Here is a 13,053-nt window from a genome sequence, read left to right on the forward strand (position 1 = left end):
CGGTGGCGAATGCCCAAGCACAATCAAGCGGGACGCAGCAAAACGTGTCCCAATCAACCGCACCGTCAAACGCAAAGACGCCGTCGCTGCCTGTAAACGCCGACGATGACAGTTCCAAGGACGAGCCCAATCTGGCCGAACGCTTGCTGGTGTCTCCGCGCGAGCCGCGCTGCGCGGACGAAGGCGTCGTCGCCGGGATTACCGTCTGCGGCAAGAAGAAGGACAATACCAAGGATCGCCTGCCGATTCCGGGCGAATTGCAAGCGGCCACAGCGCTGGGCGACGGGTTGCCCCGCGCGCCCGACGTCATGTCCAACCGGATCACCGGCCACAGCATCAAATTTGGCAGTTGCTTCCTCGGCGGGTGCCCGCCCGGGATGCTGCCGAACATCGATTTCCGCGGGCTCCCTGCGGCGCCCGATGGCTCCGATGCAGACCGGGTCGGCAAGGGCGAAATTCGCGGCAATTGACTATTGCCGCGAACGGCTTCGCGCTTATTCTTGCAGGATATGCATTACCAGCGGCGCTTCGGCGAGGCTGGGCGATCCGTCGAGCAGGCGCAGCGCCTCGGCAATCGCGCTTTCGGGGCCATGATGCGTGACCAGCGAGACCAGGGCGCGGTCTTCGCCGCCGACTTCGACGCGGCCCTTCTGGATCAGGCTTTCGATCGAAACCCCGGCATCGCGCATGGCCGCCGCGATTTCGGCGAGCGTGCCGGGGCGGTCGGCGACGGTGAAGCGCAGATAGGCCTTGCCGGTGCGATGCCCGCTGTCGGCGCGGGTCGCCTGGTCAAGCTCCGCAGCGGGGATCGAGAACGGCGCACCGATGTCGCCGCGCGCGATGTCGATCAGATCGGCGACGACCGCGCTCGCGGTCGGCCCGTCGCCCGCGCCCGCGCCCTGAAACAGCAGGCGGCCGACGAAATCGCCTTCGGACACGACCGCATTGGTCGCGCCGTCGACATGCGCCAGCGGATGATCGCGATGGACGAGATGGGGATGCACGCGCTGAAACAGGCGGCGTTTGCCATCGGGGCCGGTTTCGACATCGGCCAGCCCGATCAGGCGGATGTAATAGCCCAATGCGTCGGCCTGCGCGATGTCGGCGGCCAGCACGCGACGGATGCCCGTGATCGCCACCCCGCCGAAATCGATCGCCGTGCCGAACGCGATCGATGACAGGATCGACAGTTTGTGCGCGGCATCGACCCCGTCGATGTCAAAGCTCGGATCGGATTCGGCAAAGCCCTTGGCCTGCGCTTCGGACAGGACATCGGCGAAGTCGCGGCCGGTGTCTTCCATTGTCGACAGGATGTAATTGCAGGTGCCGTTGAGGATACCGTAGACGCGGTGGATATGGTTGGCCGCCGCGCCTTCCTTCAGCCCCTTGATCACCGGGATGCCGCCGGCCACTGCCGCTTCGAACTTCAGCGCGGAGTGTGCCGCCTCTGCCCGTTTGGCCAGTTCGATCCCGTGGTGGGCGATCATGGCCTTGTTTGCAGTGACAAGCGCTTTGCCCGCTTCGAATGTCGTGCGCGCCAATGCCAGCGCGGGCCCATCGGCGCCGCCGACAAGTTCGACCACGACATCGACATCGCCGCGTTCGCCCAGGATCACCATATCGTCTTCCCAGGCATAACGGCTTGCGTCAAAGCCGCGATTCTTCCAGCGGTTGCGGGCGCTGATCGCGGTGATCACGATCGGCCGACCGGCGCGGCGGGCAATCAGGTCCGCATTGGCCTCGATCAGGCGGACCACTCCACCACCAACAGTACCGAGGCCGGCCAGCGCGATGCGCAAAGGTTCGCTCATGTTATCCTCAATTGGGCGCGCCTGTCAGCGCGCCTCGCCAAGGGCGGCTGCCGCCCTTTACCGGTGGCGAGCCTTAAAGCATGAGGCGAGGAAACGGGAACCGGTTTTTTGCGCCGAAACGGTCTGCCGCGGACCGGTGCGGGCTTTCCCGCACTCAGGGACCGGGGCGATTGCGCCGGCAGGGGCCGAGCTCTTGCTGCACCAGCGCGTAGTCCTCGGTGGCAATCCGCTTGTCGGCATCGGTCGATGAAATCGCCGCCTTGTCGGGAATGGTGATCGGCAGCGAACACGCCAGCCGATACCAGGCCAGCGTTTCGGGGCGCGGCGGCTGGGCGGCCTGATCGACGATTTCGCTGAAGCTGACGCCCCAGCGTGCCGCCTCGCCCGGACGGCGCACGACCGAGATCGACACCGGCTTGGCATTATCGGTGGCAAAGAAGAACTGCGTCTCGCCTTCGCCGACCAGATTGCCGGGAACGTGCAGGGCTTCGCGCAAGCCGATGATTCGCGGCGGCGCATCGGGGCTGACCAGCTCGGTCAGGATCGCGCGGGTCCGTGTTTCGAGATCCGCGCTCCATGCAAGCATCGTGTCCGCAGCGGTCAGTTGCAGTTCGCCGGGCTTGCCGGGCACGACGTTGCCAAAAAGCAACACCTGTGACTTGTTGAGCTTTGGCACCTTGCCATTTGCATCAAGTCGGACGTCGGCAAGGAAGCGGAGTGATTCGCCAAGCGCGGGCCCGAACAGCAGCGCGGAGGTATCCGCTTCGATATAAAGGCGGACAAATCCCGGTGCGAGACCCGGTGACTCTTCCGGTTTCAGCTTGCTTTGGCGGTGGATCACGGCCTTGGCCACGACCGGGCTGGCAAGCGCCAGATCGACCATGTCGGCATAAGTTTGGCCCCCGGTTTCGCCCATCGGGCCGGGTGCCGCAACGGGTGCCGCAGGCATGCTCTGCAAAGCCGCAGAAGGCGCGGAATCCGTGACATTTTGTGCGATCGCAGCATGTGCATGAGCCGCCGCGAACAGGGTCAGCACAAGCCTTGATGCAGCTGTGGCAAAGGGGCGGCAAAGGGGCGTGGGCATGGGCAATCCTGATGGCGAATCGGGCCTCGCGACAGCCCCGCAAGGCGTGTCATGAAGGCGATCACAGGTGAATCAGATGTGAACCGATAAAGCAATTGCGCGCCCATGCCTTCGGCGTTAAAGCTTGGCCCAGATCGGGCAAACCATAAACCAATGCTCGACAAATGCCGCCGCCGGGCTCCCTTGTGCCCGATGTCGGTGGACCGGGTTGCCGGCAGGGTGGAATGATATCGCTGGATTGGCCAAGCGTGCGGGACGGTGATTTCGCACGTGGCTCCGTCTTGGGCTTTTGCGTGGGGGTATCTCTCTGCGCCGGGGTTCTTGGGGAAGATCAGGAGTAAAGTAGCTGAATGGCTTACGCTGACCAACAGATGAGCGGTAACAAGATCACCGCGCTCATCATCGTTGCTCTTCTTCATGTTGTTGTCGGCTACGCGCTGGTCACTGGCCTTGCGTACTCGGCCTTCAAGAAGATCAAGGAGGTGACAACCGCGGTCAAGATTGACCCGGATAAACCGCCGCCACCGCCGCCGCCACCGCCGCCGAAGACGGATACACCTCCGCCTCCGCCGATTGTGGCGCCGCCTCCACCTATTTCGTTTAACGCCCCGGCGCCTGCGATTCAGACCGTGACGACACCGCCGCCGCCGACTCCGGCGCCGCCGCCTGCTGTCGCTGTGCCTGCGCCGCCTGCGCCGCCGCCTCCGCGCTTTACGCCGAAGGGGGCTGCTCCGAAGGGACGTCCGGGCGAATGGGCTTCGGATAACGATTACCCAACGCGTGCTCTGCAGCTTGGCCAGGAAGGCGTTACCGGCTTCCACCTGAGCGTTGGCACCGACGGGAAAGTCACGAACTGCGAAATCACCAAGTCCAGCGGCAGCGCCGAGCTGGACAAGACAACCTGCGACCTGATGCGGCGCCGCGCGCGCTTTACTCCGGCCTCGGATGGTGATGGAAACCCGACCACGGGCAGCTATACCAGTTCGGTCCGCTGGCAGATTCCGAAGGATTGATCGCGCACCTTGCGCGTGGTCCCCTTCGGCCCTGCCGGGCCCAGCCTATCTGAGACGTGAAGTCTCGCTATCGCCCAGATTATTACCCTTCATATTGAATTCTTGTAGAGGAAGATCGGAATGCTCATTCAGACGCTCGCTGCGGCCGCGACCGGTGCTGCGCCGCAGAACAAGTTCGGCTTCGTCGAAGCTCTTCAGGCCGGCGGTTTCATTTCCTACGCGACCGTGACCATCCTTGGCATCATGTCGTTCGGCTCGTTCTTCATCCTGTTCACCAAGTTCTACGAACAGTCGAAGATCAGCGGCCAGTACAAGGCGATCGCCCCGTTCTGGCGCGCCGGCTCGCTCAAGGAAGGCGTTACGAAGCTCGACAAGAACAGCGCCTGGCGCCAGATCGTCGACGACGGCCTCCTCGCTGAAGACCAGACCACCAAGCTGGTCGACCAGACCGAAGCGCACGACTGGCTGCATGGCTCGCTCGCTCGTTCGGAAGCTTCGATCAACGCGAAGCTCGCCGGCGGCCTGCCGTTCCTCGCGACCGTCGGTGCTACGGCGCCGTTCATCGGTCTGTTCGGTACGGTGGTCGGCATCTATCGCGCCCTGATCGCGATCGGTCTCGCCGGTTCGGCTTCGATCGACAAGGTCGCGGGTCCGGTTGGTGAAGCGCTGATCATGACCGCGCTCGGTCTGCTCGTCGCAGTTCCCGCCGTTCTTGCCTACAACTTCCTGCAGGCGCGCAACAAGCGTATCGCCGAGCTGCTGACCGGGTTCAGCACCGACGTGCTCGCCAACATTGCGTCGCACGGTGCGGTGAAGCCGGTTCTCCCGGCTGCCCCCGCTGCCAAGCCGGCTGCCCCGGCTGCTGCGCCGAAGAAGTAAGTTTCTACACCGGGGTCGGTCCTGTCGGGTCGACCCTGTCCGGAAACGCGCGTGGGATGCAACGGACCATCCGCCAGTTTCACGCGGGGCAACTCGGATAGGATTTAACCAATGGCAATGTCTGTAGGCGGCGGCGGCGAAGAACGCCCGATGTCGGACATCAATACCACGCCGCTCGTGGACGTGATGCTCGTGCTGCTGATCATCTTCCTCATTGCGGTGCCGGTGGCGATCCAGACCGTCGAAAAGCTGAAAGTTCCCGTCCTCAAGTCTGAAGAGACCCAGGACAAAGTGGAAAACCTTCTGCTTGCGGTGGTTTCGACCGATACTGCCGGTCGCAGCCCCAATCAGCCGGGCTACCTCGGCTCTTCGCCGACCGGCGAGTGCCGCGTCTATATCAACAACACCACGCCGGTCGATAACAGCGAACTCTACAAGCAAGCGTTCGAGCGGCTTGATGCGATCGTGAAGCGCGAAGGCGGCGCGGCCAACATGGACCCGGAAAAAGTTCCCGAAGTCCATATCCGCGGCGACGTCCACGTTCCGTGGAAGTGCATCGCGGGGGCCATCTATAACGTGCAGGCTGCGGGTTATCCCAAGGTCGGCTTCATCTCGACCCCGGTCGATCCGAACGGTTAAGGCTGACGGCCATAGCGCCTGATGACCTGACCACCATCGGATCGCCTCAGCGGGATCCAGGGATCAAGGAGTACCACCCATGGCAATGAGCGGCGGCAAGGACGATGGCTCGCCGATGATGGAAATGAACACGACGCCGTTGATCGACGTCATGCTCGTTCTCCTCATCATGTTCATCATCACCATCCCCGTGGCCACCCACTCGGTGAGCGTCAACCTGCCTCAGGCGACGCCCCCGACCAACAACCCGATCGTCAACCCGGTGAAGAACAAGCTGGTGTTGACGGCAGCCAACACGATCCTGTGGAATGGTTCGCCGATCACTCAGGGCAACCTCGTCTCGCTGCTTCAGGCGACCAAGGCGCTGCCCGTCGAGCCGGAACTTCAGTTCCAGCCCGAGGCTTATGCCAACTATGAGGTTGCGAACGAGATCCTCAAGATCATCACCGATTCCAAGGTGACCAAGTTCGGGTTCGTGGGTAACGAAAACTACGCCACGTTCGGCAAGGCACAGTAACAGCGCCCATGTCGAAACAGTGATCGCCGGTGCGTGTCGCAACGCACAGCGGTCCGGCGGAAGCGCCTGAAAGGGGGGAATGGCCGCGTGCCGTTCCCCCCTTTTGCTATGGAAGATCGGGCGGGGGAAGATCGGGCGGGGGAAGATCGGCTGAGGGACGATCGGACTGCATGGCCATCGCGCCAAGGCTTTCTGCCTCGATCAGCAGGTCTTCATCCGCCGCACCGAGCGGCAGGCTTTCACGCCCGATCATCACCAGCACCGGCACGGCCAACGGACTGACCCGGTCAAGCTCGACATGGACCAGTTGGCGCGCGGCTCGTTCAAGCAAGGCGGCGAGTCGCCCCAGATCGGTCAGGCGCGCCCGAGCATCGGCCCAGGCCGCCTCGATCAACAAGTGCCCCGGTTCGTATTTGCGCAGGACATCGTAGATCAGATCGGTCGAAAAGGTCACTTGCCGACCCGATTTTCGTTGGCCGGGGTGCTGGCGCTCGACCAGTCCGGAGATCACCGCCACTTCGCGGAACGCGCGCCGAAGCAGATAGGAGTTTTGCACCCAGTCGTCGAATTCGTCGGCAAGGATCGTTGGCGACAACAAGACGCCAGGATCGGGCGCCGCCCGCAAGCCCCAGACGGCCAGGGCATAGTCGTTGGCGACAAAGCCCAGCGGGGACAGCCCGGCATGCTCCATGCGGCGGGTGATCAGCATGCCGAGCGACTGGTTCGCGTTCCACCCCTCGAACGTGTAGAATACGCTATAGGCACGCCCGGCATGGGGAAAGCTTTCGACCAGCAGCGAGTCCGGGCCGGGCATGCAGCTGCGCCAATCCTGCATTTCCAGCCATTCGCGCACATCGTCGGGCATGCGTGCCCAGCCGGCCCGATCGGTCAGCAGGCCGCGTACCCGATCGGCGAGATGCGTGGTTAGCGGCATGCGCGCGCCCATGTAGCTGGGGATCTGCCCCGCCTTCTTTGCCGCGCGAACGACGATCGCACTGTCGCGCAAGGCTTCGACCTCCAGATCCAATCCGGCAAAGCGGAACGTGTTGCCCGGTGCCAGTTGTGCGCCGAAGCCTTCTTCCACTTTACCGAGCGCGCGCCCGTTGCGAAAACGCACTTCGAGCATTTCGGAATCGACGATGATCCCGGCATTGAGCCGGTGCCGCGCCGCCTGATCGGGATGGGCCAGGCGCCAATGCCCGTTGGGATCGCGCACGATGCGGCGAAACCGGTCATAGGCGCGCAAGGCATAGCCGCCTGTCGCCACGAATTCGAGGACGCGGCGCCACACCTCGTCGTCAAGCCAGGCATAGGCCGACGCTGAACGGACTTCGGCGAGCAAGGCGATCTCGTCGAAGGGGCCGGCACAAGCGCAGGCCATGACGTGCTGGGCCAGAACGTCGAGCCCGCCGGGACGGAAATCATCGCCGTCGCGCTGCCCTGCGGCGACGGCATCGCAGGCGGCCAGTGCTTCGAGGAATTCGAAGCGGTTGCCCGGCACCAGCACGGCGCGGCTCGGCCTGTCAAGCCGATGGTTGGCACGGCCGATACGCTGCAACAGACGCGACGACCCCTTTGGCGCGCCCATCTGCACGACCAGATCGATGTCACCCCAATCGACGCCGAGATCGAGGCTGGCCGTACACACCAGCGCGCGCAATTCGCCCCGCGCCATTGCGCCTTCGACTTTGGCGCGCGCCTCGCGGCTGAGCGATCCGTGATGGATGCCGATGGGCAGCGTGTCTTCGTTGGCATCCCACAGCTTTTGAAACAGATATTCGGCGAGAAAACGTGTGTTGGTAAAGACCAGCGTGGTGCGCGCCTTGCGGATCAGGTCATAGACTTGGGGCACCGCCCATGTTCCGGCGTGGCCGCCCCATGGCACGCGGCTGTCGACCGGCTCGAGGATCTCGACTTCGGGCGCGGCCCCTGTCTCCCCTTCGACCAGGGCAACGTCATAGGCATCGCCGCCCGGCGCCAGCCAGCGCCGATAGCTTTCGGGGTCGCCGAGTGTTGCCGAGAGGGCAACCCGCTGCATCGTCGGGCTCAGTGCCTGCAACCGGGCCAATGCGAGCGTCAGCAAATCGCCGCGCTTGCCGCTGGCAAAGGCGTGGACTTCGTCGATGACCACGCGGCGCAACCCGGCAAACAGCTCTGCGCTTTCGGGATAGCTGAGCAGCAGCGACAGCGATTCGGGCGTCGTCAGCAGGATATGCGGCGGCCGGGCGCGCTGGCGCGCCTTGCGCTCGCTCGGCGTGTCGCCGCTGCGCGTCTCGATCCGGATCGGCAGCCCGATCTCGTCCACCGGAGCCAGCAAATTGCGCTTCACATCATGCGCCAGCGCTTTCAACGGCGAGACGTAAAGCGTGTGCAATCCATCGGGCGGAGGTGCTCCGGCAAGCCGCGACGGCGCAAATTCGGCGAGCGTCGGCAGAAACCCGGCGAGCGTCTTGCCCGCCCCGGTATCGGCGACCAGCAAGGCATGCTCGCTGCGCGCCGCCACCGCCAGCATATCTGCCTGATGTCGTCGCAGTCTCCACCCCCGCGCGGCAAACCACGCGGCGATTTCGGGGGGAAGGTCGACGGCGTTCACGCCGGCCGGTCTAGCGATGAATGCCGATTCGTGCGAGCCACGCATCAAGATCGGCGAGCAGGCGGTCGAGCCCGGCGGCGGTCGGGCTTTCCGCGCGCGCGGTCAGCATCGCCTGGGTGTTGGACGCGCGCAGCAGCCACCAGCCGTCTGGCGTTGTGACCCGTGCGCCGTCGGTCGCGTCAAAGGCCATGCCCGCCTCGGCCAACAGCGCGGTCACTTGTGCGACGGCGGCAAAGGGATCGACCCCCGGCACGGCAAAACGCAGATCGGGCGTGGCATGCGTCTCGGGCATGGCATCGCGCAGCGCGGTCAGCGAGCGCCCGAGTCGCGCCGAAGCGGCCAGCAGGCGCAGCGCGGCGTAAAGCGCGTCGTCATAGCCGTAGTAATCATCGGCAAAGAACAGATGCCCGGTCATTTCCCCGGCCAGCACGGCGCCGGATTGCTTCATTCCCGATTTGATCAACGAATGCCCGGTCGGGGCCATCAGCACCTTTCCGCCGAGCGCGGTCACCGTGTCGAACACCATCTGGCTGGACTTCACATCCGCCATGATCAGCGATCCGGGCCGCCGCGCCATCAAGTCCTGCGCCAGGATGAGTAGGAGCTGATCGCCCCACAGGATGCGTCCGCGCCCGTCGACCACGCCCAGCCGATCGCCATCGCCGTCGAAAGCAAAACCGAAGTCGATCTCTCCTTGCGCGACAGCCGCGATCAGGTCGCCCAGGTTTTCCGCGACCGTGGGGTCGGGATGGTGGTGTGGAAAATGGCCGTCAACAGTGGTGTAAAACAGGACATGCTGCCCCGGGAGCTGCGCGACCAGCCGTTCGATCAGGGGCCCGGCGGCGCCGTTGCCCGCATCCCAGCCGATGCGCAAGGGTTCGATCCGGGCCGGGTCTATCCCGTCGAGCGCATGGAGGATGCGCGTGCAATAGGCAGCGGCCAGGTCGATGTCCTCGATCGCTCCGCTGCCGACACTCCAGTCGCCCTCGGCAGCGATCCGGCCGAGATCGAGTATGTCATTGCCAAAGAATGGCTGACCTCCAAGATCCATCTTGAAGCCGTTGTGATTCTTGGGGTTATGGCTGCCGGTTACCTCTATGCCGCCATCCACTTCCCCGGCTGAGGCAACCGCGTAATAGAGCAAGGGCGTGGGCGCGAGCCCGATGCGTCGCACATCGACGCCGCCTTCGACCAGCCCCATGACCAGCGCCGCCTCGAGCGCGGGCGAACTCAGCCGCCCGTCGTAGCCCACCGCCACGCATGTGCCACCGGCACGGCGCACGCGCGTGGCAAAGCTGCGGCCCAGCGCATAGGCATCGCGCGGCCCGAGCGTTTCGCCCCAGACCCCGCGCATGTCGTATTCGCGCAGCAGGCTCGGGTCGAACCGGTGCCGATCGCATCGCACCGTCGCAGGTGCGACCCGTTCAGCCACGATTTTTGGGGCCGAGCCGTTCGAGCAGCACATCGCGCGCAGCATTGGCCTCGTAGACCGCTTCGTTGCTTCCGCCGCGATCGGGATGGACCCGCGTGATCAGGCGACGATGGGCATCGATGATGTCTTCGCGCGCGGCATCATGGGGCAGCCCGAGCAACACGCGCGCATGCTTTTCGGCCTTGCGCAGATCGCGCGCCTGCCACCACACCCACGGCCATTGTCCGGTCATGAACCGGATCACGAGGCTGCCGAGCAGCGCCAGCTCGGTAAGGCGAAGGATCATGCCACCCCTTCAAGCGCCAATTGGGCGCTGCCATTGGCTGCCGGCAGGTTGAGCCCGGCGATCAGCGTGCGCAGTTCCTGCCGCGCGACCAGATGGCTGGTGCCGAGTTCGCCGAGGTGCCCCTTGTCGAGCAAGGTCAGCCCGCTGGGGAACAGTTCGCGATAGATCACGCGTTCGGACAGGCCGCTGGCGATGCGAAAGCCCACGCGCTTTGACAATTCGGTCAGCGCCTGATCGATGCGCTTCTGGTTGCGCGCTTCGGTATAGCCGGTGCGGTTGCGCACGACGACCCAGTCCATCTCGCGGCGGGCATCGCGGATCGTCGACATCGCGCGCTTCTTGCGCGCTTCCCAGATCAGTTCTGCATAGAATGACAGGCGACGCACGCGAAAGGTTTCGGCATCGACCTGGCCGATCAGGTCGAAATCGACGAAGCTGTCGTTGAGCGGGGTGACCAGCGTATCGGCGCGGGTGGCGACATGGCGCGCCAGCGGATCGTCGCGGCCCGGCGTGTCGAAAATCACGAAATCGGCGTCCTGGCCCATTTGTTCGGTCAGCGCGTCGAGCTCTTCGACACTGTCTCCGGCAAACACCGTGAACTGCGCCGTGGGGAGCGCGATCTGGCGGCGGCGCTGGGTTTCGCCACGGTTTTCGAGATAGCGGTGCAGCGTGCGCTGACGGCTGTCGAGGTCGATCGCGGCGACTCGCGCGCCCTGATAGGCAAGCGCGATGGCGACATGCACGGCTGTGGTCGATTTGCCCGTGCCCCCTTTCTCGTTGGCGAAAACGATGCGGTGTGGGCCGTTCGACACAGTCACTTCCTTCTTGGGCGGTTGCACTTAATCGGACGCTTGAATGCGACCAGGTGCGTGGCTAGGCATTTCCGGCTATAACGCAAAGGACCGGATCACAAGCCCCGGTCGTCAACCCATTGGTCATAACCGGAATCGGTTCTTTCCGGGCCCGATCATGGCCGTCCACGTCTTGGCCGCATGGTAAAGGAGAGACCAGGCCCATGCAAACCGTCTCGACCCGCGCGGAGCTGGGAAAAGCCCTGACGGCGCTCAAATCCGGGGAAAAAACCCTGGCGCTGGTGCCGACGATGGGCGCGCTCCATGAAGGGCATCTGACGCTGGTGCGCCAGGCGCGACGCCTTGCCGATCGTGTGGCGGTGTCGATTTTCGTCAATCCGATGCAGTTTGGCGCGAATGAGGACTTGTCCGCCTATCCGCGTCAGTTGGCGCAGGACAGCCGCCTGTTGCGCGAGGCGGGGGCCGATCTGCTGTGGGCGCCGACCGTGGCGGAGATGTATCCCGACGGCTTTGCCACGACAGTCACCGTGCCGGGGCTCGATCGCGTTTTGTGCGGGATGCATCGCCCCGGCCATTTCGACGGCGTGGCGACCGTGGTGCTCAAACTGTTCAACCAGGTCCGCCCCGATGTGGCGCTGTTTGGCGAAAAGGACTGGCAACAGTTGACGATCATCCGCCGCATGGCGCGCGATCTCGACCTTGCCTCTCCCCATGTCGATGCGATCATTGGCGTGCCCACCGTGCGCGAGGCGGACGGCATGGCGCTGAGCAGCCGCAATCGCTATCTTTCGCCCGAAGAGCGCGCGCGGGCGGCCACGCTCAACCGGGCGATGCGCGCGGCGATCGGGGCGATTCTCGGCGGAGAGGCAGTCGGCTGCGCGCTCGATGCCTTGCGCCGGGCGATCATGGCGGCGGGATTTCAGCGCATCGACTATGCAGAGTTGCGGACAGCCGATACGCTGGACGATATTGTCGAATGGAAGGGGCAACCCGCGCGGTTGCTGGTCGCGGCGCATATCGGCAAGGCCCGGCTGATCGACAACATGGCGGTAGAACCTGCCATGGCGCTTGTGCCGGAGGCTGCCGCCGCCGTCTGACCAATCATAAAAGGAGAGCATGCCATGGCCACCCAGATCCGCCCCAACATCGAATGCAGCGATTCCGAATGGCATGCGCGGCAGGAACTGGCCGCGTGCTACCGGATCTTTGACCTGCTTGGCTGGTCTGAATCGGTCTATAACCACATCTCGGTCAAAGTGCCCGATCAGGACGGAGCGTTTCTGATCAATCCCTATGGCCTGCTCTACAGCGAGGTCACGGCCAGCAATCTCGTCAAGATCGACATCGACGGCAACAATATCGGGCCGAGCCAGTATCCGGTGAACAAGGCGGGCTTTACCCAGCACGGGCTGTTTCATCGCAAGCTGCACTGGGCCAATGCGATCTGCCATGTCCATACCACTGCGTCGATGGCGGTATGCAGCCTGGAAGAGGGGCTGCTGCCGACCAATTTCTACGCCTGCAATTTCATCGGGCGGCTGGCCTATCACGATTTCGAAGGGGTGACGGTGCGCGCCGAAGAGGGCGAGCGGTTGCTGACCAATCTGGGTGACAAGAACATCCTGATGCTGCGCAATCATGGCCCGGTGGTGCTGGCGCCGACGCTGCAGTCGATGTTCGTGCAGATGTGGGCACTGCAACGCGCCTGCGAGATTCAGGTGGCGACGCTGTCTATGGGGCGCCCGGCGATTCACATTTCCGATGATGTGGTCGCGGTGCACCAGCGCGACTTGCGTGAAGTGCAGGTGCCGGGAACTGCGCCCGGCGGCACCGACTTTTCCGCCTGGGTCCGCCGCATTGATCAAATCGACCGCAGCTGGCGGGATTGAGCAGGACCAACCGATATTCAGCCCATACGGGCCTGCGAACGGCACTTTTCCGCGCTTCCGGTGCTCACGTACTTTAAAGTACGCTGCGCTCCGGGTCG

13 protein-coding genes are annotated in these 13,053 nt (G+C 64.2%); 7 read left to right on the forward strand and 6 right to left on the reverse strand.

Annotated elements, in window-relative coordinates; genetic code table 11:
• The first annotated feature begins 44 nt into the window (after window positions 1-44).
• Complete coding sequence (locus AQZ50_RS11270; RefSeq protein ID WP_231730233.1) at window positions 45-470, forward strand: hypothetical protein; 426 nt, start codon at window positions 45-47, stop codon at window positions 468-470.
• A 24-nt stretch (window positions 471-494) separates the two neighbouring features.
• Here AQZ50_RS11270 and AQZ50_RS11275 read toward each other — a convergent pair whose 3' ends face one another.
• Together AQZ50_RS11275 and AQZ50_RS11280 are read right to left on the reverse strand one after the other, a co-directional pair.
• Window positions 495-1,811 carry a homoserine dehydrogenase gene (locus tag AQZ50_RS11275; RefSeq protein ID WP_067746545.1) on the reverse strand — a complete coding sequence of 439 codons (1,317 nt, stop codon included), beginning with the start codon at window positions 1,809-1,811 and terminating at the stop codon, window positions 495-497.
• A 154-nt stretch (window positions 1,812-1,965) separates the two neighbouring features.
• Window positions 1,966-2,760 (reverse strand): hypothetical protein, encoded by a 795-nt coding sequence (locus tag AQZ50_RS11280; RefSeq protein WP_067746594.1) that lies wholly within the window; start codon window positions 2,758-2,760, stop codon window positions 1,966-1,968.
• Window positions 2,761-3,245: 485 nt separating this feature from the next.
• On the opposite strand from AQZ50_RS11280, the gene AQZ50_RS11285 reads away from it, so the two are divergent.
• The 4 genes from AQZ50_RS11285 (at window position 3,246) to AQZ50_RS11300 (ending at window position 5,943) form a co-directional block, all read left to right on the forward strand.
• On the forward strand, window positions 3,246-3,908 hold the full coding sequence (locus AQZ50_RS11285) for an energy transducer TonB (protein ID WP_067746546.1): 663 nt from the start codon (window positions 3,246-3,248) through the stop codon (window positions 3,906-3,908).
• 120 nt (window positions 3,909-4,028) lie between these two features.
• On the forward strand, window positions 4,029-4,787 hold the full coding sequence (locus AQZ50_RS11290; protein WP_067746547.1) for a MotA/TolQ/ExbB proton channel family protein: 759 nt from the start codon (window positions 4,029-4,031) through the stop codon (window positions 4,785-4,787).
• Window positions 4,788-4,898: 111 nt separating this feature from the next.
• A complete protein-coding gene (locus AQZ50_RS11295) occupies window positions 4,899-5,426 on the forward strand; it encodes an ExbD/TolR family protein (protein WP_067746548.1) in 528 nt (175 codons plus the stop codon).
• 79 nt (window positions 5,427-5,505) lie between these two features.
• Window positions 5,506-5,943 (forward strand): ExbD/TolR family protein, encoded by a 438-nt coding sequence (locus tag AQZ50_RS11300; RefSeq protein ID WP_067746549.1) that lies wholly within the window; start codon window positions 5,506-5,508, stop codon window positions 5,941-5,943.
• Window positions 5,944-6,049: 106 nt separating this feature from the next.
• Here the strand turns inward: AQZ50_RS11300 and AQZ50_RS11305 are convergent, their stop codons facing one another.
• From AQZ50_RS11305 to AQZ50_RS11320, 4 genes are read right to left on the reverse strand one after another with little or no spacing between them, the layout of a single operon-like run.
• A complete protein-coding gene (locus AQZ50_RS11305) occupies window positions 6,050-8,581 on the reverse strand; it encodes a ligase-associated DNA damage response DEXH box helicase (protein ID WP_067746550.1) in 2,532 nt (843 codons plus the stop codon).
• Entirely contained in the window at window positions 8,547-9,968 is a 1,422-nt protein-coding gene (gene pgmG / locus AQZ50_RS11310) for a phosphoglucomutase/phosphomannomutase PgmG (protein WP_255354611.1), read from the reverse strand. Before pgmG ends, AQZ50_RS11305 begins: the two co-directional genes overlap by 35 nt.
• The gene (locus AQZ50_RS11315) at window positions 9,961-10,254 is read right to left on the reverse strand and encodes a J domain-containing protein (protein WP_067746551.1); all 294 of its coding nucleotides are present in this window, start codon (window positions 10,252-10,254) and stop codon (window positions 9,961-9,963) included. Before AQZ50_RS11315 ends, pgmG begins: the two co-directional genes overlap by 8 nt.
• Window positions 10,251-11,093, reverse strand: coding sequence for a division plane positioning ATPase MipZ (locus tag AQZ50_RS11320; protein ID WP_067746552.1), 843 nt, complete (start codon window positions 11,091-11,093; stop codon window positions 10,251-10,253). Before AQZ50_RS11320 ends, AQZ50_RS11315 begins: the two co-directional genes overlap by 4 nt.
• 176 nt (window positions 11,094-11,269) lie before the next feature.
• On the opposite strand from AQZ50_RS11320, the gene panC reads away from it, so the two are divergent.
• Both panC and AQZ50_RS11330 read left to right on the forward strand, forming a co-directional pair.
• A complete protein-coding gene (gene panC, locus AQZ50_RS11325; RefSeq protein ID WP_082703593.1) occupies window positions 11,270-12,163 on the forward strand; it encodes a pantoate--beta-alanine ligase in 894 nt (297 codons plus the stop codon).
• Between the two features lie 24 nt (window positions 12,164-12,187).
• Window positions 12,188-12,955 (forward strand): class II aldolase/adducin family protein, encoded by a 768-nt coding sequence (locus AQZ50_RS11330; protein ID WP_067746553.1) that lies wholly within the window; start codon window positions 12,188-12,190, stop codon window positions 12,953-12,955.
• Window positions 12,956-13,053 lie beyond the last annotated feature (98 nt).

Source organism: Novosphingobium sp. Fuku2-ISO-50 (assembly GCF_001519055.1).
Classification (GTDB): Bacteria; Pseudomonadota; Alphaproteobacteria; order Sphingomonadales; family Sphingomonadaceae; genus Novosphingobium.

Coding starts and splice junctions, on each gene's coding strand:
- AQZ50_RS11315 (WP_067746551.1), bottom strand. CDS start 10,254: ATGATCCTTCGCCTTACCGAGCTGGCGCTGCTCGGCAGCCTCGTGATC.
- panC (WP_082703593.1), top strand. CDS start 11,270: ATGCAAACCGTCTCGACCCGCGCGGAGCTGGGAAAAGCCCTGACGGCG.
- AQZ50_RS11300 (WP_067746549.1), top strand. CDS start 5,506: ATGGCAATGAGCGGCGGCAAGGACGATGGCTCGCCGATGATGGAAATG.
- AQZ50_RS11275 (WP_067746545.1), bottom strand. CDS start 1,811: ATGAGCGAACCTTTGCGCATCGCGCTGGCCGGCCTCGGTACTGTTGGT.
- AQZ50_RS11285 (WP_067746546.1), top strand. CDS start 3,246: ATGGCTTACGCTGACCAACAGATGAGCGGTAACAAGATCACCGCGCTC.
- AQZ50_RS11305 (WP_067746550.1), bottom strand. CDS start 8,581: ATGCGTGGCTCGCACGAATCGGCATTCATCGCTAGACCGGCCGGCGTG.
- AQZ50_RS11295 (WP_067746548.1), top strand. CDS start 4,899: ATGGCAATGTCTGTAGGCGGCGGCGGCGAAGAACGCCCGATGTCGGAC.
- AQZ50_RS11290 (WP_067746547.1), top strand. CDS start 4,029: ATGCTCATTCAGACGCTCGCTGCGGCCGCGACCGGTGCTGCGCCGCAG.
- AQZ50_RS11280 (WP_067746594.1), bottom strand. CDS start 2,760: ATGCCTGCGGCACCCGTTGCGGCACCCGGCCCGATGGGCGAAACCGGG.
- AQZ50_RS11330 (WP_067746553.1), top strand. CDS start 12,188: ATGGCCACCCAGATCCGCCCCAACATCGAATGCAGCGATTCCGAATGG.